Source organism: Dactylosporangium maewongense, from assembly GCF_039531485.1.
In the GTDB taxonomy this organism is placed as follows: Bacteria; Actinomycetota; Actinomycetes; order Mycobacteriales; family Micromonosporaceae; genus Dactylosporangium; species Dactylosporangium maewongense.
In genome coordinates this window covers 1,485,447-1,504,988 of the sequence record NZ_BAAAQD010000001.1, presented here as the reverse complement: position 1 = coordinate 1,504,988, position 19,542 = coordinate 1,485,447, and the positions used below count along the sequence as shown (strand labels likewise).

The following is a 19,542-nucleotide window of genomic DNA, read 5'->3' as shown; positions in this document are numbered from 1 at the left end:
CGCGGAGAGCATAGTCGGACCAACTGGGAACCGACCGGGACGTCAGCGCCCCGTCCGGTGACCGGGCGTCTGGAGGACGGTCAGCGTCGCCAGCGGCTCGGGTCCGACCGCGATCTCGTCCACGACGCCGCCGGCCAGGGCGGCGTGCCAGGCGGCCCGTTCGTCGGCATTGACGTGGCTGCGCACGAGCCAGATCCGCCCGCCCGCGCCGGCCAGCCGCTCGGCGGTGGCGACGAGGTCGGCGACCGCGGCCGTGTCACGTCCGGACGCGACGAGGATCCGGCTGCCGTCGGCGTACGAGACGTGCCATCCGGTGGCCATCGGGCCACCACGCCGCAGCAGCGGCGGGTCTTCGGACCAGTAGTACGCGAAGCCGAACTGACCGGACATGTTCACGGCGATCACGTCATCGGGCCGGCGGTGCGACGCGACGTACGCCACCTGGGCACGGACGTCCTCGCCTGGGTCGCCGGGGGCCGGCGGGTGCAGCAGCACGCGGCTGTTCGCCATCGCGTACGCGGACATTGCGGTGACGACCAGGACCGCCGCCACCGCGCTCCGTGTCCGTGTCCGTGCCCTTGTCTGTGCCGGCAGGTGGCCGGTCAGGTCGGCCGCCGTCCGCACCAGGCCGGTCCCGGCCACGGCCGCCGCGACGACCAGCAGGAAGTGCGACGTGCGCTGGTCCAGCAGCGGGTACACGCCGGCCAGCGCCGCCGCGACGGCGATCACCGGAACCAGCAGCAGGGCCAGCGCTGTCGCCGGCCGGCCCAGCCGCGCGACCGCCACCACGCCCACCGCCGCCGCGGCGGCCACCAGCTGCCACGGGGCGCCCAACGCCGGCGTCAGCTCCGCCAGCCGGTTGCCCAGGTAGGACGGAAGCCCGCCGACCGTCGGGAAGAACCCCGACCAGTAGTCGGCCAGCGCGACATTGCGGTTCGGCCGGTCGAGCACCACGTACACGAGCAACGCCGCCACCGCGGTCCCGGCGCTGACCAGGGCGGTGTCCCGCAGCCGGCCCCGACGCCCGCCGACGGCCGACGTGAGCAGGAGCGCGCCGAGCACCGCCGCGCCGATGAGCGCCGCGGGATGGCTGAACAGCATCCCGGCCACCACGCCCGCCCCGACAAGGACCAAGCGGCGCCGGGACCAGGCCGATTCCAGCCACGCGGTCATCGCCGGCAGCAGCAACGCGACCGCACCTTCGGCCGTGTACTGCTTCAGGTCGTGGCGCACCACCTGCGCCGGGATCAGCAGCGTCGCGGCGCCCGCGGACAGCCCGGCGGCGACGGCCCAGCCGCGGCCCGGCCAGCCGAGGAAGCGCCCGAAGGCGTAGCCGGCCAGCACCGAGCCGGCGAGGAACAGCAGCGGGATCAGCCGCTGGAGCTGCCCGCCGCCCGGCACCGACCAGACCAGCAGCGTCCATCCGAGCGGTGTCGACGCCGTCACCCACGGCAGGTCCACCAGGGGCGCCTTGGCCGCCAGCGCCACCCACGACTCGTCCAGCCAGTAGGGAGCGTCCAGCGCCGGGCCGATCCGGTGCACCACAGGCACGGCCGCCAGCAGCGCACCCACGGCGACGGCATCCGCGCGCCGCGCCGCTCCCGCGTCGGTCACGATCCGCCGCATGGTGGTGCGGGTGGGGCCGTCAGCCGCGGCACCGCGTCCGGGTTGTGCAGCACGACGAAGTCACGTTCCCGGAAGACGACCCGGTAGCCGCTGCCCTGCAGCAGGTCGACCCGCGCGCGCTGGTCGTCGAGGCCGCAGAACGGGAACTGCGGGCGGGCGACGTCGGCGACCACCCACGGGGCCCAGCGGGGGATCCGGTCCCACAGCAGCACCTGGGTGCGGCTGCTCAGGCGCGGGCCGAGACTGGAGGCGGTCTCCACCAGCGCCCCGTCCGGGACCTGCGCGGCCGCGTGCTCCATCGCCCGCATGTCGTCGGTCCACCGCCACTGCGACGGCCGGGCCAGCTGACCGAACGCCGAGCCAGGCAGCGCCAGTACCGCGGCGACGACCACCACGGCCGTCCAGACGGTGCCGGACCGGCGCATCCGCCGGTGCCGCGCGATCCGGGCCGCCCCGTCGACACCCGCGCACAGCAGCGGGACCACCACGAAGGCGTTGTAGTGCGCCCCGGTGTCCCACCAGCCCGGCGACTCCGACAGCATCCGCTCGGCGATCAGCGGCAGCGTCACCGCCAGATACGGTGAGACCAGCGGCGTCAGTCCGGCGAACGCCAGCAGCATCAGCATCGTGTGCGTCTTCGTCGCCGGGTTGAAGAAGGTGTACAGCGCATCGCCCGGCTGGCTGACCACGTGCCACAGCACGGCCGGGACGGTCGGCCCGAAGTGGTCGTACGACCAGTAGTAGTCGGACCGGCCGCCGAACGCGGGGATGACGACCTGGGTGGCCAGGACCGTGTACGCCGGCCCGCCGAGGAGGCAGCCGAGCCCGAGAAGCACGTCACCGCGCCGCCGCGGCCGGCCGCGCTGAGGCAGCAGCGGGGGCAGCAGCAGGCACACCCCCACCCCGGCCAGCGCCAGCCCCATGTCCTCCTTCACGAGCAGCAGCGCCGCGCAGGCCAGCGCCACGTGCCGGCGCCGCCCGCAGCCGTGCCGGTAGGCGGACAGCTGGTCGAACAGCACGGCGAAGAGCAGCGGGGCGAACGCGACCTCGTGGAAGTCGAACCCGACGGCACCCGCCACCGGCCACGACAGCGCATACGCCACCGCCACCCCGTGGGCGGCCGTGACACCCAGCTCACGGTGCGTGAACCGCCACAGCGGCACGACCGCGCCGGCCAGCAGCACGGCCTGCGCCACCAGCAGCGTGCGAGGGTCGTCGTACACCAGGTACAGGGGGGCGAGCAGCACCAGCAGCGGCGACACGTGGTCACCGAGCACGCTGAAGTGCGGCCCGAACCCGTTGTGCACGCCCTTGACGATCGCCACCGGCAGATGCCCCTGGGCGTAGGAGCGCACCGCCTGGTCGAAGATCACCAGGTCGTACGTGGACGAGCGCCACGTGCGGAACCGGTTGAGGGCGAGCACCGAGTAGCACAGCGCCGCCGCGACCACGATCGCGGCGACGGCGACGCGGTGCGCCGACCCGGTTGCCCGCCGTGCCGGGACCACGGCGTCGCTGACCGCCGTGACCGCCCCGGAGCTGGTCACGGTCGCATCAGCCCGGCCACCGTCATGGCGGCCAGCGTAGCGCCCGCGCTTCCGCCCGCCGGCGTGGAGTTGACGGCCGCTACTACGTCCTGCGATGCTACGTCCCACGTAGTAGTGGAGGTGGCATGTCCGGACTCACCGAGTTCGGCCGGTTCTCAGAACCGGCGTTGCTCGTGCTCGTCAGCCTCGCCGAAGGCCCCAAACACGGGTATGCGATGCAGGACGACATCGCCGCCATCACCGGCGACCGCCCCGGCCCCGGCACGCTGTACGGGGCGATCCGCCGCCTCGAGGACCTGGCTCTGATCGAGGCCCTGCCGGAGCGCGAGCGCCGCAAGCCCTACCAGCTCACCGCCGCCGGCCGGGCCGCGCTGCAGGCGGAGCTGTCGCGCATGCGGGCCGTCGCCGGCACCGGCCTGCGCCGGTTGGCCCTGTCGTGAACCGCGCGGTCCGGCTGGTCATCGCCCTGTACCCGCGCCACTTCCGGGACCGGTACGGCCCGGAGATCGCCGACCTGCTCAGCCACTCCCAGCGGCCGCTGCGCGACCTGGCCGACGTGGCACGCTGCGCGCTCGCCGAACGCGTGCGGGCACTCACGTACGCCCGGCTGCGCCCCTACGTGCACGCGACCACCGGCCTGATCGCCGCCCCCGTGGCCTTCGCCGGCGCCTTCCTCGTCTTCTACACCCTCTGCGCGTGGCTGTTCGCGGCCGTTGCCGCCGTCGCCGGCGCATCGCTCACCGCCGGTTCCGCGCGCCTCGTGCCGGCCGCAGCGGCCCTGCCGGTCGCCGCCGGTGCGGTCTGGCTGGCCGGCCACGCGCGGCTGCCGTTCACGTCGGCGCTCGCGCCGGCCGGGCTGACCCTCGGCGCCCTGCCGGTGATGCTGCTCGTCACCGATCTCGGCGGCTGGCCCGTGACCGCCGCCGTCGGCACCTGGGGCCTGACGACGTGCGCACTGTCCACAGTGGCCACCGCCCTGACCCGCCGGGGACACCGCCGCCGCGCGGTGCTCGCGATGGCGTTCGGCGGCCTCCTGGCCTGCGAGCTGGCGGTCGCCGTGTACGGCCTGGCGGTGTTCGGCTCGATGGGCATGGCGGTCGCCGCCTACCCGGTCACCTCGCTCGGCATCGACCCGTCCCTGATGGGTGACCCGTCCGGCCGCATGGCCGACGCGATGACGATCCTGCCCGCGCTGCTCACCGCCTGCACCGCCTACGCCCTCGGCCTGGCCACCACCACCCGACCCGACACCTCGACGCCCGCTCCCACACCGCAGGGAGCCGCATGAGCCACACCGCGATTGTCATCCAGACTCGGCGATGATGGTGAGCAGCCTCGTCACGACATCTTCGTACTCGCCGAAGCCGGCTACGCTGCGATACGTGCCACGAGCGCGGAAGTGGGACCGCACCGGCTCCATCTGCGATTCGTACCTCGGCAGCGCCCGGAGGGCATCGTCATGGCTGCAGGGGGACGCGGCGGGGGCGGACGACCCGGTGCGTGATCCTCCAGCCGTCGTCGCCGTGTCTGAGGGTGTCCTCGTAGGTTCCGCTCGCGACGGACCCGTCCGTCATGACGCCGAGGTACTTGGACAGGGCCTGGACCGTCCCGCCCGGCGCTTCGTCGAGGACGATGTTCGTGACGTGGTGGGCCAAGGGGTTCGCCTCGCCGAGCGCGAGTGCGGCGTCCCGCGCGCCGGCCAGCCCGGCGAGCACGCCGCCGCCGAGGGCGGTGACGTCGTACGTGACGTCCTCGATGAACAGGTCGGGCATGCCGGCGAAGTCGCCGCGGTCGGTCAGGTGCCCGTGCAGGTTGATGACGTCCTCGATGGCGAACCGGTCCTCGGTGCTCAGCATCGTGTACCCCTCCACTGAAGTGGGGCTGTCCCCGTTTACTTGCCGTACCATATTCGGGGATGTCCCCGGATAGCAAGCGCCGGCCTCGATCCGACGCGCAACGCAACAGAGAACGCCTGCTCACCGCCGCACGTGAACTCGTGGCCGAGGTCGGCAGCGAGGTCGCCCTCGACGACGTCGCCCGGCGCGCCGGCGTCGGCAACGCGACGCTGTACCGGCACTTCCCCACCCGCGCCGAGCTGCTCGCCGCCCTGTACACCGACGAGGTGACGGCACTGTGCGACCACGGCAACCAGCTCCTCGCCGCCCCCGCACCGGTCGAGGCGCTCTTCACCTGGCTCGACGCGTTCGTCGCCCACGTGGCGACCAAGCGCCCGCTCGCCCTGGCGGCCACCGACGTCCCGGACGGCCGCCGCACACCGATGTTCGAGGAGTGGCACGCCGCCATCACCACCACGGCCACCGCCCTGGTACGGCGCGCTCAACCGGCGCTCCGGCCGGACATCACCGCCACCGACGTGCTGGCCCTCGCCAGTGGCGCGGCACTCACCACCGACGCCCAGAACGCACGCCGCCTGGTCGCGGTGCTCCGTAACGGTCTGACCGCCCCGCACGACAACGACAGGTGAGCGCTGCGCCGGCTATCGCGAGCCGGCGGCGTCGAGCACCGCGACGATGGGTTCGAGGTCGGCGATGAGCTGGTCGCGCTCGCCCGGCTCCAGGATGGCCAACGCCGCCGAGGCGAGGTCGTCGGTGACCGCCTCGATCTGCTGCTTCGTCTCGCGGCCGACCTCGCTGAGCGAGCCGGAGTCGTCGATGAGGCCACGGACGCGCATCCCGTCCACAACCGCGGCCAGCTGGTCCGCGGGCAGGTGGTGGACCCTGCCGTACTTCTCCGCAGGGATGCCCTCCGACAGCGCGTGCAGCACGTGGGCCTCCGTCCCGCCGATGCCGGCGGCGACCAGGGCGGCGTTGTGACCGTCCCCGCGGTGCTCGCGCAGCAGGGTGGCCGCGTGCCAGAGCCGGGCCACGGGCTCCTCGGGCACCGGCAGCGTCCGCAGCGCGGCGTACAGGACCCGTCCTTCCGTCGGGGCGCTGGTCGCTGCCTTGGTGGCCAGGTCGGCGGCGCGCACGACCGTGTCGGAGTCGGCGAGATCGCCGAGGATCCGCCGTAGCGCCGCGGCGCTGCCCTGCTGGCGGGCGGCGGCCGCCTCCTCGGGAGTCGTGATGTCCCAGACGCGCGGGATGTGGCGGGCGACCTCACCGGCGGCGAAGTTGTAGAAGACGGCGTCGACCACCTCGGCCGGGACCCGGCCCAGCGGCGCGGCCCGCCCGGCGAAGTAGGCGTCCCAGGTGTTGCGGAGCCCGAGCGCGAAGAGGGCGACGTCCGGCTCGTCAGCGAAGTACGTGACCAGGTGGATCGGCTCCACGAGCTGGTGCAGGCGGCGGGCGGTGTCGCCGGCCACGGGAACCAAGGACTGCATCCGGAACATCTCCTGTGATCGAGGACGGCGACCCCGCGATCGGGGCCACTCACCTCTGCTACGAACGACTCCACCGCGATCCGACACCGCCTCCCGAATTTTCTGCACCTGACGCGGTTCAGGCCGGACCGGGGCGCTGAAACCACGGTAAAACCGCCGTGATCCGGCCCGACGGCACCGTCGTGCGCATGACGAACATCCCGACCGGGCCGGCGATAGCAGTGACCGGCCTGCGCAGGTCATACGGCCGCCAGGTGGTGCTCAACGGCATCGACCTGCAGGTGCCTGAGGGCATCATCTTCTCGTTGCTCGGCCCGAACGGGGCCGGCAAGACCACCATGGTCCAGATCATGTCGACCCTCATCCGCGCCGACACGGGTGAGGTCCGCATCTGCGGTCACGACGTGCTCCGTGATCCCGATCGCGTACGGGCGGCGATCGGTGTCACCGGCCAGTTCTCCGCGGTGGACAACTTCCTCACGGGCGAGGAGAACCTGCTGCTCATGGCCGACCTGCACCACCTGCGCCGGGCCGAGGGGCGGCGACGGACAGTGGATCTGCTGGAGCGGTTCGATCTCGGGGAGGCGGCGAGGAAGCCCGCCGTGATGTACTCGGGCGGCATGCGGCGCCGGCTTGACCTCGCCATGGGCCTCATCGGCAATCCTCGGGTGATCTTCCTGGACGAGCCGACCACCGGGCTGGACCCGCGCAGCCGGCGCGACATGTGGCAGATCGTCCGGGACCTGGTCACCCAGGGTGTGACGATCTTCCTCACCACGCAGTATCTGGAGGAGGCGGACCAGCTCGCCGACCGGATCGCCCTGCTCGACCACGGCCGGCTCGTTGCCCAGGGCACCCCGGCCGAGCTCAAGCGGCGGGTGCCGGGCGGGCACGTCGAGCTGCGGTTCGCCGACGGCCGCGCCCTGGCCGCGGCCGCCGCGATCCTGGACGTCGTGCCGGACCCGGTTGACGAGTCGCTGGTGCTGAGGGTGCACGGCGACGGCGGCGTTCGCTCGCTCAAGGCTCTGCTCGACCGGCTCGATGCGGCCGTGGTTGAGGTTGACGGGCTGACCGTCCACACGCCTGACCTCGACGACGTGTTCTTCGCTGTGACCGGCCAGCCGGCCTCGACGGCCGCTCCCGCTGCTGCTTCGGCAGCCGTTTCCGCTTCCAGCTCCGGGAAGGTGACCGCACGGTGACCACGGTGACTTTGGCCGTCCGTGACTCGGCCACGATGCTGCGCCGCCAGTTGCGGCACATGTCGCGCAACCTGTCCACGATGCTGATGCTGCTCGCCGTGCCGATCGTCTTCTTGCTGCTGTTCGTCTACGTGCTCGGCGGCACGCTCGGCGACGGCCTTGGCGGCGGGTCGGGCGGTCGTGGCGTCTACGTCAACTACGTCACGCCCGGCATCCTGCTCATCACCATCGCCGGCGCCGTCCAAGGCACCGCGATCGCGGTGGCGATCGACATGACGGAGGGCATCATCGCGCGGTTCCGGACCATGGCGATCGCGCGGGTGTCGGTCCTGACCGGACACGTGCTGGGCAGCGTGTTGCAGACCCTGCTCCAGCTCGCCGTCGTTCTCGGAGTGGCCGTGCTCGTTGGCTTCCGGCCCAACGCGACCACGATCGAGTGGCTGACGGTCGCCGGGGTCCTCACCGCGACGACGTTCGCCCTCGTGTGGCTGGCCGTCGCGATGGGCCTGGCGGCGAAGACCGTCGCGGGGGCGAGTAACGTGCCCATGCCCCTGCTGTTGTTGCCCTTCTTCGGAAGCGGGTTCGTGCCCACCGACTCGTTGCCGGTCGGGCTGCGGTGGTTCGCCGAGTACCAGCCGTTCACTCCGATCATGGAGACGCTGCGCGGCCTGCTTCTCGGCACGCCGATCGGCAACAGCGCCGTGATCGCGCTCGGCTGGTGCGCCGTGATCTCGCTGGTCGGGTACGTGTGGGCGAAGCGGCTCTACAACCGGGACCGCACCCGCTGATCAGTCCCGCCTCCCAGGCCCGGCGGTTTGCCGGGCCCGGGAGGCATCGTCGGGCCCGATCTCATACCGTCGGAGCCCAGTGATCGGGCGGGCGCTGGTCCGCGGTCGCGTCCTGATCGGTCGGGCGTTCGCGTAGCAGGTCCAGCGCCGCCGCGCGGAGCCCGGCCCGGTCCAGGTCGGCGTAGGACGACACTGCCTCCTCGTACGCTGCCCGGTCGGCCTGCTCGGCGTCCGCGCGGGCCGTCGCGGCGGCCATCGTCGGCTGGAAGTTGCGCAGGAACCGGAACCGCTCGGCCAGCGCGATCATCTGGGCCGCTGACCGCGCGAGGGCCGGGGCATCGGTCCGTCGGGCGCGCGCCAGGTCCGCCATGGCTATGGCCAGGAGCAGGGTGCCGCAGATCGCCTGCTCGATCAGGTGCGGCGGCGGATTGACCAGCGGATGGGTCAACAGGTGCGTCAGGCGCCCGGGCAGCGCGTCGGCGACGTCTGCGACGAGGTCGGGCCGGCCGTGCCGGGCGTGGGCGACGACGGCCACCGACCGCGCCTCCACCACCCACGGGTCCAGGTCGAGTGGGACGCCGGAGGACGCGACGATGCTGACGTCCCGGACCTGGTCGACGACGCGGCGCCACAGCCGCAGGCCGGCCTCCACCTCACCCTGGGCGAACAGCACCTCGCCCCGGATGCCGAGGTCGTAGCCGACCGTCCTGGCCTCCTCCTCGTCGAGCGCGGTCTGCGTGAGCCCTTCCAGCCACCGCTCGGCCTCGACGGTGTCGCCGATCTGCAGGTTGGCCAGCACGAGCCACGCCCGGACACCGACCGCGTCGACCCGGGCGCCGAGTCGCTGCAGCAGCGGCAACGCCGCAATCAGGTGGTCGCGGGCCTCCGCGCCCTGCTCCAACCGCAGACAGAGTTCGGCTGTCCGGCCGTGGCCGAGCGAGCGCAGCCACGGCAGGTCCCGGTCGGCGAAGAGCTCGAGTGCCCGCCGGGCCGTCTCCAGCGCCGTGTCGATGTCGCCGGCGGATTCCCAGTAGTAGCTGGCGAGCATGTTCGCGGCGCCGGACAGCAGCGGCTCGGTGCTGTCGCACAGCCGTTGCAGCTCCACCGGGTCGCCCAGCGCGCCGATCACCCGGCCGATCGCCCGAATCACCGTGTCCGGCTGCGCCAGGCCGAGCCGGCGCAGCGCGACGACCGCCCGCACCGGCCGTGGCCCCTCGAAGCCGAACGTGGACACCACGGCGATGGTCAGGGCGGTCCGGGTCATCTCGACAAAGGCCGGCTCCGGCCGGTAGTGCGACAGCGGCCAGGAGGTCTGCCGGATCAGCGTCGTGAGCCGCGGGTGGTTGGACTGAACGCCCCACAGGCCGCCGAGGACCGCGGCGATCGCCGCGATGGTGGGCCGGTCGTCGCGGACGAGGGCAAGCCGGAGCGCCTGGACCAGATTCTCCTGCTCCGCCTGGACCGCGACGACCGTGTCGTAGGGGTCGGAGCCGAGCAGGTTCGTGTGGTTGGCCAAGCCGAACACCCGCGCCCACCCCAGAAACGCGGTGGTCACGTCGTCGGTCTCACCCGCCGCCGCCAAGCGCGCGGCACTGAACTCCCGGACCGTCTCGAGCATCCGCAGTCGGGTGCCCGACGGGGTGTCGAACACCTTGATCAGCGAGTGGTCGACCAGGTGCTCGAGCACCATGAGCACGTCCACTCTGCGCGTGTCCGTGGGCGACGCTTCGAGCAGCAGGCGCGCGGCGTCGGTGGTGAACCCGTCGGTGAACACGGACAGCGCCCGCATCGCCGCCTGACCAACCGGATCCAGCAGGTTCCAGCTCCAATCGACGACCGCGTGCAGCGTGTGGTGGCGCTGCGGCGCATCCCGGGCACCGCCGCGCAACAGGCCGAACCGGTCGTCGAGCCGCCGGGCGATTTCCGCCACAGACATGATCCGCACCCGGGCGGCGGCGAGCTCGACCGCAAGCGGCAGCCCGTCGAGGTGGCGGCACAGCTCCTCCACGGCCGCCGTGGGCAGGTCGACGCCCGGCCGCGCCGCCCGCGCCCGCTGCCCGAACAGCTCGACGCTCGTCGACAGGCTCAGCTCCGGCAGCTGGTGGACCGACTCCGATGACAGTCCCAGCGGCGTCCGGCTGGTGGTGAGGATCCGCAGCTCGGCGGTCATCGACACCAGGGTGCGGACCAGGTCGGCGGCGCCGGCGACGACGTGCTCGCAGTTGTCCAGCACCAACAGGGACGGGGCGGCGAGCGCGGCCGCGATGGCGACGGCGACGGCACCAGTACCCGCGGTGTGCCCGACCGCGCCCGGCGTCCGGTGCTCGCCCACACCGAGGGCCGTCGCCACCTCGCGGGCCACGTCGTCGTCGGCGACGATGCCGGCGAGCGGCACGACGGTGACCGTCGGCACCTCGGCGCGGCGGGCGACGACGTTGGCGAGCCGGGTCTTGCCGAGGCCGCCCGGCCCGACGATCGAGGTCACACGGGAGGTGCGCAGCAGAGCCTCCACCGCGGCGATGTCGTCGTCCCGGCCGAGCAGCGGGTTGGGCTCGTGTGCGACGCCGTGCCGGACCGTGGGCACCAGGCCCTGGAGCAGCCGCCGGTGCTCGGCCTGCAGCGCCGCGCCCGGATCGGCGCCGAGCTCATCGCGCAGCGCCCGCCGGTAGGCGTCGTAGCGGCCCAGCGCCGTGGCTGGACCGACCGTCACCGCCTCGCACCGCAGCAGCTCGAGCAGCACCTCCTCGTCGCGCGGTCGCTCGGCGGCCAGCTCGGCCAGCCGGTCCACCGCCTCGGCCAGCCGGCCGAGACGAGCGAGGGAGAGCGCCCGGCCCCGCACCAGCGTGCGGTAGGTGCGCCGCCGCTCCGCCCGTAACGCGCTCACCGGGCCGTCGGCGTCATCGGCCGGGCCGGGCCCAGCGCCACCCCACAGCGCCAGGCCGGCGTCGGCGTGTGAAAGCGCGGCGGCATGGTCGCCGGCACGCGAGCACCGGGCGCTCGCAGCGGCCCGGATCTGCACCGCCGCGCTGTCGACCTGGTCCTCGGTCAGCGTCAGCCGATAGCCGGTCGGGGTCCGGTCGATGACGTCGGCGCCGAGCTGGGACCGCGCCCGGGAGACAAGGATCTGCAGGGCCTTGGGCGGGTTCTCCGGCTGCTCGTCCGGCCAGAGCCCTTCGACCAGCCGTCCGACGCCGCAGCCGGTCCGCAGGTCACCGGCGAGCAGGGCGATGAGACCTTGCAGCCGTGGACCCGCGATCTCCTGGCCACGGAAGGCTATCCGTGACAGCAGGACAAGATCAGGGGTCACGGCACCAGCCTATCGATCCCAGACGCGGCATGTGCTGGTCAGCGAGGCGGACCACCTCCGCCGGTCTCGTTGCTCGGCCGGACCAGTAGCTGGGCGACAGGAAAGCGCCTGCCGCACCGGCAGATCAGGGGCTGTCGGACCGGAGGGGATTTGAACCCCCGGTGGGGCTTGGCACGCCAGCGACCCCACGCGCCTTCGAGTCGCCCGGGCGTGCCCGGCATTCGGCTCTGAGCGCTGCAATAACCCGGCTCTGCCACCGGTCCGGACACAGTTTGGTCCGATCTCGCCGACCACGCAGCCGAGTTGCTGTCCTCGTCCCAGCAGACGACGGTCCCGTCAGCTGTTCGACCCCATTCGGCGGGGAAGGCCAGCACGAGGCCCTCTGCTTCAGGTCGCCGCCGGGGTCGGGGTGTGGACGGCTGGCGGCGCTTCGGCCAGGGCCTGCCGGCGTACGCCGCGGATGAGCAGGTAGCCGACCATCCAGAACTCGCCGATGGAAGCGGGATACGCGGGTGCCTCGGCGACGACCTGTGCGTCCGGGGCGAGGTACCTGATGAACGCGCTGAGCACGTATCCGGCACCGCCACCGACGAGGACCCAGCCCAGGGCGCGGGGCATCCAGCCCGATCGCAGCACGCACCAGCCCATGGGGATGAGCCACAGGCCGAAGAACAGGGCTCCCACGCCCCACAGGTTGTCGCTGACCAGGTACAGCACCTGGACGTTGGCCGCCGCGTCGCCGACCGGGTCGGACGACAGCCCGACCGCCGTGGCCAGCATCGCTGCGCTCGCGAGGCCCACGACCGCGTTGACCAGGCCGAAGGCGGCGATCCCGCTCGCGGCGACGGGGTCCGCGGTGCGGAACAGGCGGGCGAACCAGACGGCGGCGAGGGTCTGGGTGACGACCATGCCCAGCTCCAAGGCGACGCCGGTGCGGGCGAGCGACTCGTGCGCGACCAGGTTGGCCAGCGTCGCGCCGGGGTCGTCGGCGGCGAAGAGCTGCGGGCGGACGATGAGGAACCCGAGTATGCCGGTGATGGCGTTGCCGAGGTAGAACAGTCCGGTCAGGCGGGCGGTACGGGTCAACGCGTGCATCGTGGCTCCTTCTCGGTCCGGGCGAGGCCCTTGGTTTCGGGTGCGTGGAACCGGGCCGCGAGGTGGTTGCCTCGCGCGCCGTGTCACGTTGTGGGGTCTGTTCCTGGGTGTCGGAATATCCGAAGACGTCGTCGAGCGGCACCTGGAACACCCGCGCGATCTGGAAGGCCACCTCCAACGACGGCGAGTAGCGGCCCTGCTCGATGGCGATGATGGTCTGGCGGGTCACGCCGATGCGGTCGGCCAGCTCCGCCTGGGTCATCTCCCCGTGCGCGAAGCGCAGCGCCCGTGAGGAGGCGCTGGGGTGGGCCGCCAGGTTCGCCGCCGCTTGCCGCAGCGCGCAGGAGGTCCGGGAGATCATGCACAACCAGGAGCTGGACGCGATGCTCCGTGAGGCGGCCGGGTGACGGTACGCCTGACCCGCCATGGCAGCGCGGCGTGGATCCGCGCATCGCCCTGAGACAGGGCACAGGGCGATGACCCGCGAGGTGATCCGCGGTCCGAGGGCGGTGCCGCTCGGGCTGATCGTGCCGTCGGTGGGGCTGCGCAGACCGGCGAGCCCTGCGCGGCCGCGCCGACGGCGTCCCCCACTTGACATCGTCAATGTGAGCGATAACACTCACCCTCGAAACACCAGGGGCCCCTGTGTCGGATTCGAATGTGATCGCTCACATGAAGGCAGCGTCCGCCAGTACAGCTGCCGACACCCCGGGAAAGGCGCACCATGCATCTCAGGTCTCTGCGGCGCACGGCACTCGCCGCCGCCGCTGCCACGGCGATCGTCGCCGCGGCGCTGGTCGCACTGTCGACCACGGTCGCGCAGGCGGCCGGCACGGGCCCCTGCGACCTCTATGCCGGCGGCGGCACCCCCTGCGTCGCCGCGCACAGCACCACCCGCGCGCTGTTCGGCTCCTACAGCGGCTCGCTGTACCAGGTGCGACGCTGGTCCGACGGCGCGACGTCGAACATCGGCGTGCTCAGCGCCGGCGGCTACGCCAACGCCGCCGCGCAGGACTCGTTCTGCAACGGCACGTACTGCACGATCGTGCGCATCTACGACCAGACGTCGCGGCACAACGACCTCACGATCGCTCCCGGCGGCGGCGCCAACCCGACCGCCGACCAGGGCGCGAACGCGGCGGCGCTGCCCATCACCGCCGGCGGGCACAAGGTGTACGGCGTGTACATCTCGGCCGGCAACGGGTACCGCAACAACAACACCAACGGCGTCGCCACCGGCAGCCAGCCCGAGGGCATGTACATGGTGACCGAGGGCACCCACGTCAACGACCGGTGCTGCTTCGACTACGGCAACGCCGAGACGAACAATCTCGACACCGGCAACGGCGACATGGACGCCATCTACTTCGGCAACCTGTGCTGGTTCTCCCCCTGCTCGGCCGGGCCGCGGGTCGCCGCGGACCTGGAGAACGGGCTCTTCGCCGGCGGCAACGGGTCCTGGACGGCCAACACCGGCCGCAACAGCGCGTTCGTGACCGCGATGCTGAAGAACAACGGCACCACGACGTACGCCATCAAGGACGGCAACGCGCAGTCCGGCAGCCTCGCCACACGGTACGACGGCGGCCTGCCGACCCAGTCCGGTTACCGCCCGATGACCAAGCAGGGCGCCATCATCCTGGGCATCGGCGGCGACAACAGCAACGGCTCCGTCGGCTCGTTCTTCGAGGGCGTCATGACCAGCGGCTACCCGAGCGACGCCACGGAGAACTCGGTCCAGTCCAACATCGTCGCCGTCGGGTACAGCAAGAGCGTCACGTTCCCCGTCAACGGTGCCACGTACCGGCTGACGAACCTCGCCAGCGGCAAGGTCCTCGACGCGGTCAACTGCGGCACCGCCAACGGCACGCAGATCGACGTGTGGCAGGCGCTGGGCAACACGTGCCAGCAGTGGCGCTTCAACAGCGTCGGCCCCAACAAGTGGACGATCACCAACGTCAACGCCAACAAGGTCCTCGACGCCGTCAACTGCGGCCTGGCGCTCGGCACCGCCACCAACCTGTGGCAGTCGCTGGGCAACACCTGCCAGCAGTGGGCGGTCATCCCGGCCGGCAACGGCCGCTACGAGCTCGTCGTCGAGAACAGCGGCATGGTCCTCGACGACCAGAACTGCGGCACCGCCAACGGCACCAAGGTGCAGCTGTGGATGTGGCTCAACAACACCTGCCAGCTCTGGCAGATCGCGGCGTAACGCACGCGGTGGGTGGCGCGGTCGTCAGACGGCCGCGCCGCTCGCGGCGAGCAGCTCCGCGGTGGCGGTCCACAGGCGGCGCTCCCGCTCGCGGTCGTGGGCGACCGGGCGGACCTCGGTCAGCCGGTCCTTCACCACGAACGCGCCGTCGCGCAGGTGCGCCCACCGCTCGTCCAGCGCCACGGAGGCGAGCATCGGGCCGGAGCGGCGCGGGGTGGACACGAACGGCAGGCGGCCCAGCCCGTGACCGATCGCCTGCAGCGCCCGCGGGGCCCCGCGGCTCAGGGCGGTGCCGGGCATCCAGCCGGGCTCGAACACCGACACGCCCGCCCCCGGGGCGTGCCGTTGCAGCTCGTGGGCGTAGTACAGGATCGCCAGCTTGGCGGTGCTGTAGGCGACTCCCGACGCGGTCATGTCCGGCTTCGCGCCGGCGGGCGCAGGCCGGGCGAGCTCCACGGGGTCGCGCCACCGCGCCTCCGGCACCCCGAGCACCCGGCGCCAGAAGTTGGCGCTGTACGTGTTGGAGCCGAGCAGCACGATCCGGGCCGGCTCCGCCGGCGAGCCGAGCAGGTCCGCGATGAGCTGGGCGTGCGCGAGGTGGTTCACGGCGAAGGTCAGCTCGTAGCCGTCGGCGGACGCGGCCCGCGTGTCGGCCGACATGTGGCCCGCGTTGGCGATCAGCGCGCCGATGGGGCGCACCGTCCCGGCGGCGACGAGGTGCCGGACGGTGGCCGCCGCTGCCCGTACATCGGCCAACCGCGACAGGTCGCAGCCGATCTCATGGACGGTGGCGCCACGCGCCCGCGCCTCGTCGGTGACCTCGCGCAGCGCGGGCCCGGCCCGGCCGACCAGCAGGAGCTCGGCGCCCGGCCGGTCGGCCGCGGCGAGGGTGGTGGCGCGGCCCAGACCTCGGGTCGGGCCGGTGATGAGCGTTGTCATGCTCCGAGCGTGGCCGCCCGGAACGCCGTCAGGCAGTCGTCGCGTTGTCGTAGGACTGCCAGGGCCAGGACACGCCCGCCGGCGTCGGTGGAGACTGGGCGGGTGGAGCAGTGGGAGTTCGGCCGGGCGGTGCGCCGCTGGCGTGACCGGGTCGCGCCGGAGACCGCCGGCCTGCCGGTCGGCCGGCGCCGCCGCGCCGCGGGACTGCGCCGCGAGGAGCTCGCCGGGCTCGCCGGGATCTCCGCGGACTACCTGACCCGGCTGGAGCAGGGGCGGGCGACGGCGCCGTCGGTACAGGTGGTGCAGGCCCTCGCGCGGGCGCTGCGCCTGTCCGGTCCCGACCGGGACCTGCTCTACCGGCTCGCCGGCCACGCCCCGCCCGGCGCCGACGTCGTGCCGTCGCACGTCCCGCCGAGCGTGCAGCGGCTGCTCGACCGGCTCGCGCACACCCCGGTCGTCGTGTACGACGCCACCTGGACGCTGGTGGTCGCGAACGCCCCGTACGACGCGCTCATGGGCGAGACGTCGGGCTGGCACGGCCTGGAACGCAACGCCGTCTGGCGCAACCTCGCCGGCTTCCCGACCCGTGTCGTCCACACCGCGCAGGAGCAGGCCCGTCACACGGCGCTGCTGGTGGCGGACCTGCGCCAGACCGCGTCGCGGTATCCGGCGGACCGTTCGCTGCGCCGGCTGATCGACGACCTCGCGGCCGCGAGCCCGCGCTTCACCGAGCTGTGGGAGGGCGAGGCGCCCGCACCGCCGTCGGAGCCGTCGCGGCACAAGACCGTCGAGCACCCGGCCGTCGGCCGGATCACCCTGGACTGCGACACGCTCGTCGTCACCGCCGACGACCTGCGCATCACCGTCTACACGGCCGAGCCGGGCACCGACGACGCCGACCGGCTCGCCCTCGCCGTCGTGCTCGGCACGCAGACCCTGACCGGTTCCGCGTGACGGCGCTTCGATGGACAATGCCGCCATGCAGGTTTACCGGGGTGTGTCGGCGTTCCACCTGACGGCGGTCAACGAGGGCGTCGACATGGTCGAGCAGGCGCTGCTGGCCGCCGGGATGACGTTCACCCGGACCGCGGTGACCGTCGGCTGGCCGGGCGGCCGCGGCGAGGGCGCCGAGTTCGTCTTCGTGCTGCCCGGCACCAACCAGCGCCCCGGCCTCGACCTCGTCCAGCACCTGCGGTCCACCGGCATGTGGCTGCTGATTCGTAAGGTCGACGGCACGACGCCAGGGTGACGATGCAAAAATTGGTCGTGTCTCGTCGTGACTCACAGCGAACGTCCAGGGTCGCGGAGCATGATGGACCGGCGAGCGGTGACTGCATCCTCGCTGGGGGGTCTGTGCTGCACCCGGCCTGGCCGGCGTCGCAGGGCAGTTCGGCGTCACCTGTAGCACCGTCTGCAAACGTCAGCCGGCGCGGACCGCACTCGTGCCGGCATCGATCTGGAGGATTCATGGGAGTCAGCCTCAGCAAGGGCGGCAATGTCAGTCTGACCAAGGCCGCGCCCGGCCTGGCCGCGGTCAACGTGGGTCTTGGCTGGGACGTGCGCACCACCACCGGCGCGGACTTCGACCTGGACGCCAGCGCGCTGCTCGTGGGCGCGGACGGCAAGGTCCTGTCCGACCAGCACTTCGTGTTCTTCAACAACCTCAAGTCGCCCGACGGCACGGTCGAGCACACCGGTGACAACCTGACCGGTGAGGGCGAGGGTGACGACGAGATGATCAAGGTGAACCTCGCCGGGGTCGCCCCCGAGGTTGACAAGATCGTCTTCCCGGTGTCCATCCACGACGCCGACGCCCGCAACCAGTCCTTCGGGCAGGTCACCAACGCGTTCATCCGGGTGGTCAACTCCGCCGACAACAACGAGCTGGCCCGGTACGACCTGAGCGAGGACTACTCGACGGAGACCGCGCTGGTCTTCGGCGAGCTGTACCGCAACGGCGGCGAGTGGAAGTTCCGCGCCGTCGGGCAGGGCTACGCGTCCGGCCTGGCCGGCATCGCGAAGGACTACGGCGTCAACGTGTAACCAGGCGTCACCAGACCGGCGGGCCCCTCCGATCCTGGATGGGCCCGCCGCGCTGTGCGTGAGCCGGGCGGCCTGGAGACCATCGACATGAAGGCCTTCCTGGCCGAGGCGCAGAAGGGTGCCGGCGGCGCTGGCAAGATCGTCGGCTGAGCCGGCGGGGCGCGGACGTGCGTTCAGGACGGTGGTGCCGGACCGCTCACCGCCGGCGCGAACGGGCCCGCAGGAACTCGACGCCGATCGGCACCACCGACAGCACGACGACGCCGATGAGGATCAACTCGATGTTGGACTTCACGAACGCGATCTGCCCCAGGAAGTAGCCCAGCACCGTGACGCCGGTGCCCCACAGCGCGCCGCCGACGGCGTTGTACAACACGAACGTGCGGTAGTGCATGCCGCTGGTGCCGGCGACGATCGGGGTGAACGTCCGCACCACCGGCACGAAGCGGGCCAGGACGATCGACCGGGCACCGTACCGGGCGAAGAACTCCTGCGCCTTGGCGAGGTGCTCCTGCTTGAACAGCCTCGAGTTCGGCCGCCGGAACAGCGCGGAGCCGACCCGCCGGCCGAACAGGTAGCCGAACTGGTCGCCGGCGAACGCGGCGACCGACACCAGCAGGCACACCAGCCACAGCGGCTGGTGCAGGTAGCGGCCGTCGGCGACGAGCAGCCCGGTGGTGAACAGCAGTGAGTCGCCCGGCAGGAAGAACCCGATCAGCAGGCCGGACTCGGCGAAGACGATCGCCAGGATGCCGAGCATCCCGAAGGTGGAGATGAGCCATTCGGGGTCCAGGAACTTCACACGGTCTTCCTTACGACGGTTGCGGCCGGAGCTGATGCGACGAGGGCGACCGCCGCGGCGGCGATGCCGAGTGCGGCGAGGATGTCGCCCGGGTAGTGCACGCCTACCCAGATCCGGGCCACCCCGACCGCGACTGCCGCGACCAGCAGGGCGACGCCCGCGCCGCGGTGCAGGAACACCCCGACGGCCAGAGCGATCGCGAACGCGGCGGTGGCGTGGTCGCTGGGCAGTGACACCCCGCCGGCGTGCGCGACGAGCTGGTGCACCTGGTGCGTCTGGAACGGGCGCAGCTGCCCGTTCAGGTGGTTCAGCAGCTGCGCGCCGAGAAACGCCACCAGCAGCGCGGCGAACACGTAGGCGACCTGGCCGCGCCGGCCGCCCCGCAGCGCCCACACGACGACCGCGGCGAACGCCGCGAACACGACGTAGATGAACGGGCCGGCGAGGAACTCCATGATGTCATCGACCCCGTCGACCCGGCCGGCGTGGTCGTTGATCAGCTGGAACAGTCGGTAGTTCATCCTGGCCAAGGTAGGGATCCGAACCTGAGAATCCGATGAAGGCGCCGCCGGCCGTCACGGGCGCGCGACGACCGCGGTGCGCGGCGCGGGCCGGAAGAACAGGGCGAGCACGACGCCCGCGAA

The 19,542-nt window shown here is 72.4% G+C and carries 19 protein-coding genes, 1 tRNA gene and 1 pseudogene; 10 read left to right on the top strand and 11 right to left on the bottom strand.

All coding sequences use genetic code 11. The annotated features are described in order from the left end of the window. Positions 1–42: 42 nt before the first annotated feature. Together ABD332_RS06725 and ABD332_RS06720 are read right to left on the bottom strand one after the other, a co-directional pair. On the bottom strand, positions 43–1,614 hold the full coding sequence (locus ABD332_RS06725; protein WP_344500600.1) for a hypothetical protein: 1,572 nt from the start codon (positions 1,612–1,614) through the stop codon (positions 43–45). Then, entirely contained in the window at positions 1,611–3,173 is a 1,563-nt protein-coding gene (locus ABD332_RS06720; protein WP_344500598.1) for a DUF2079 domain-containing protein, read from the bottom strand. Before ABD332_RS06720 ends, ABD332_RS06725 begins: the two co-directional genes overlap by 4 nt. 125 nt (positions 3,174–3,298) lie before the next feature. On the opposite strand from ABD332_RS06720, the gene ABD332_RS06715 reads away from it, so the two are divergent. Then, the gene (locus ABD332_RS06715; RefSeq protein ID WP_344500596.1) at positions 3,299–3,613 is read left to right on the top strand and encodes a PadR family transcriptional regulator; all 315 of its coding nucleotides are present in this window, start codon (positions 3,299–3,301) and stop codon (positions 3,611–3,613) included. Then, on the top strand, positions 3,610–4,461 hold the full coding sequence (locus ABD332_RS06710; RefSeq protein WP_344500594.1) for a hypothetical protein: 852 nt from the start codon (positions 3,610–3,612) through the stop codon (positions 4,459–4,461). Before ABD332_RS06715 ends, ABD332_RS06710 begins: the two co-directional genes overlap by 4 nt. Positions 4,462–4,630: 169 nt before the next feature. On the opposite strand, the gene ABD332_RS06705 is transcribed toward ABD332_RS06710, so the two are convergent. After that, the gene (locus ABD332_RS06705; RefSeq protein WP_344500592.1) at positions 4,631–5,029 is read right to left on the bottom strand and encodes a nuclear transport factor 2 family protein; all 399 of its coding nucleotides are present in this window, start codon (positions 5,027–5,029) and stop codon (positions 4,631–4,633) included. A 59-nt stretch (positions 5,030–5,088) separates the two neighbouring features. Here ABD332_RS06705 and ABD332_RS06700 point away from each other — a divergent pair, with 59 nt between their 5' ends. Then, a complete protein-coding gene (locus tag ABD332_RS06700; RefSeq protein WP_344500590.1) occupies positions 5,089–5,658 on the top strand; it encodes a TetR/AcrR family transcriptional regulator in 570 nt (189 codons plus the stop codon). A gap of 12 nt (positions 5,659–5,670) precedes the next feature. On the opposite strand, the gene ABD332_RS06695 is transcribed toward ABD332_RS06700, so the two are convergent. Continuing rightward, complete coding sequence (locus tag ABD332_RS06695) at positions 5,671–6,513, bottom strand: SCO6745 family protein (protein WP_344500588.1); 843 nt, start codon at positions 6,511–6,513, stop codon at positions 5,671–5,673. 188 nt (positions 6,514–6,701) lie between these two features. Between ABD332_RS06695 and ABD332_RS06690 the strand changes: the two genes are divergently transcribed. Continuing rightward, positions 6,702–7,712 carry an ATP-binding cassette domain-containing protein gene (locus tag ABD332_RS06690; RefSeq protein ID WP_344500586.1) on the top strand — a complete coding sequence of 337 codons (1,011 nt, stop codon included), beginning with the start codon at positions 6,702–6,704 and terminating at the stop codon, positions 7,710–7,712. Continuing rightward, the gene (locus ABD332_RS06685) at positions 7,709–8,500 is read left to right on the top strand and encodes an ABC transporter permease (protein ID WP_344500584.1); all 792 of its coding nucleotides are present in this window, start codon (positions 7,709–7,711) and stop codon (positions 8,498–8,500) included. The genes ABD332_RS06690 and ABD332_RS06685 overlap by 4 nt, the downstream gene beginning before the upstream one ends. Before the next feature lie 61 nt (positions 8,501–8,561). Here ABD332_RS06685 and ABD332_RS06680 read toward each other — a convergent pair whose 3' ends face one another. The 4 genes and pseudogenes from ABD332_RS06680 to ABD332_RS60005 all read right to left on the bottom strand — a co-directional run. Next, a complete protein-coding gene (locus tag ABD332_RS06680; RefSeq protein WP_344500582.1) occupies positions 8,562–11,807 on the bottom strand; it encodes an ATP-binding protein in 3,246 nt (1,081 codons plus the stop codon). 135 nt (positions 11,808–11,942) lie between these two features. Then, positions 11,943–12,070: transfer RNA gene (locus tag ABD332_RS06675), tRNA-OTHER, on the bottom strand. A 124-nt stretch (positions 12,071–12,194) separates the two neighbouring features. Beyond that, complete coding sequence (locus ABD332_RS06670; protein ID WP_344500580.1) at positions 12,195–12,902, bottom strand: DUF4386 domain-containing protein; 708 nt, start codon at positions 12,900–12,902, stop codon at positions 12,195–12,197. Between the two features lie 172 nt (positions 12,903–13,074). Beyond that, positions 13,075–13,131, bottom strand: a pseudogene (locus ABD332_RS60005) (transcriptional regulator); the annotation flags it as partial. On the opposite strand from ABD332_RS60005, the gene ABD332_RS06660 reads away from it, so the two are divergent. Both ABD332_RS06660 and ABD332_RS06655 read left to right on the top strand, forming a co-directional pair. Further along, the gene (locus ABD332_RS06660) at positions 13,106–13,309 is read left to right on the top strand and encodes a YciI family protein (RefSeq protein WP_344500578.1); all 204 of its coding nucleotides are present in this window, start codon (positions 13,106–13,108) and stop codon (positions 13,307–13,309) included. The pseudogene ABD332_RS60005 and the gene ABD332_RS06660 sit on opposite strands and share 26 nt — an antisense overlap. Positions 13,310–13,626: 317 nt before the next feature. Next, positions 13,627–15,114, top strand: a complete 1,488-nt coding sequence (locus tag ABD332_RS06655) for an arabinofuranosidase catalytic domain-containing protein (RefSeq protein WP_344500577.1) — start codon at positions 13,627–13,629, stop codon at positions 15,112–15,114. A 24-nt stretch (positions 15,115–15,138) separates the two neighbouring features. Here the strand turns inward: ABD332_RS06655 and ABD332_RS06650 are convergent, their stop codons facing one another. Next, positions 15,139–16,053 (bottom strand): SDR family NAD(P)-dependent oxidoreductase, encoded by a 915-nt coding sequence (locus ABD332_RS06650; RefSeq protein WP_344500575.1) that lies wholly within the window; start codon positions 16,051–16,053, stop codon positions 15,139–15,141. Between the two features lie 102 nt (positions 16,054–16,155). Here ABD332_RS06650 and ABD332_RS06645 point away from each other — a divergent pair, with 102 nt between their 5' ends. The 3 genes from ABD332_RS06645 (at position 16,156) to ABD332_RS06635 (ending at position 18,096) form a co-directional block, all read left to right on the top strand. Beyond that, positions 16,156–17,007, top strand: a complete 852-nt coding sequence (locus tag ABD332_RS06645; protein ID WP_344500573.1) for a helix-turn-helix transcriptional regulator — start codon at positions 16,156–16,158, stop codon at positions 17,005–17,007. A gap of 25 nt (positions 17,008–17,032) precedes the next feature. Further along, a complete protein-coding gene (locus ABD332_RS06640; RefSeq protein ID WP_344500571.1) occupies positions 17,033–17,302 on the top strand; it encodes a hypothetical protein in 270 nt (89 codons plus the stop codon). 218 nt (positions 17,303–17,520) lie between these two features. Next, positions 17,521–18,096: a TerD family protein gene (locus ABD332_RS06635; protein ID WP_344500570.1), complete on the top strand. Its 576-nt coding sequence runs from the start codon at positions 17,521–17,523 to the stop codon at positions 18,094–18,096. A 196-nt stretch (positions 18,097–18,292) separates the two neighbouring features. Here the strand turns inward: ABD332_RS06635 and ABD332_RS06630 are convergent, their stop codons facing one another. After that, positions 18,293–18,856 carry a DedA family protein gene (locus tag ABD332_RS06630; RefSeq protein WP_344500750.1) on the bottom strand — a complete coding sequence of 188 codons (564 nt, stop codon included), beginning with the start codon at positions 18,854–18,856 and terminating at the stop codon, positions 18,293–18,295. A 38-nt stretch (positions 18,857–18,894) separates the two neighbouring features. Beyond that, a complete protein-coding gene (locus tag ABD332_RS06625; RefSeq protein ID WP_344500568.1) occupies positions 18,895–19,419 on the bottom strand; it encodes a phosphatase PAP2 family protein in 525 nt (174 codons plus the stop codon). Positions 19,420–19,542: the final 123 nt, after the last annotated feature.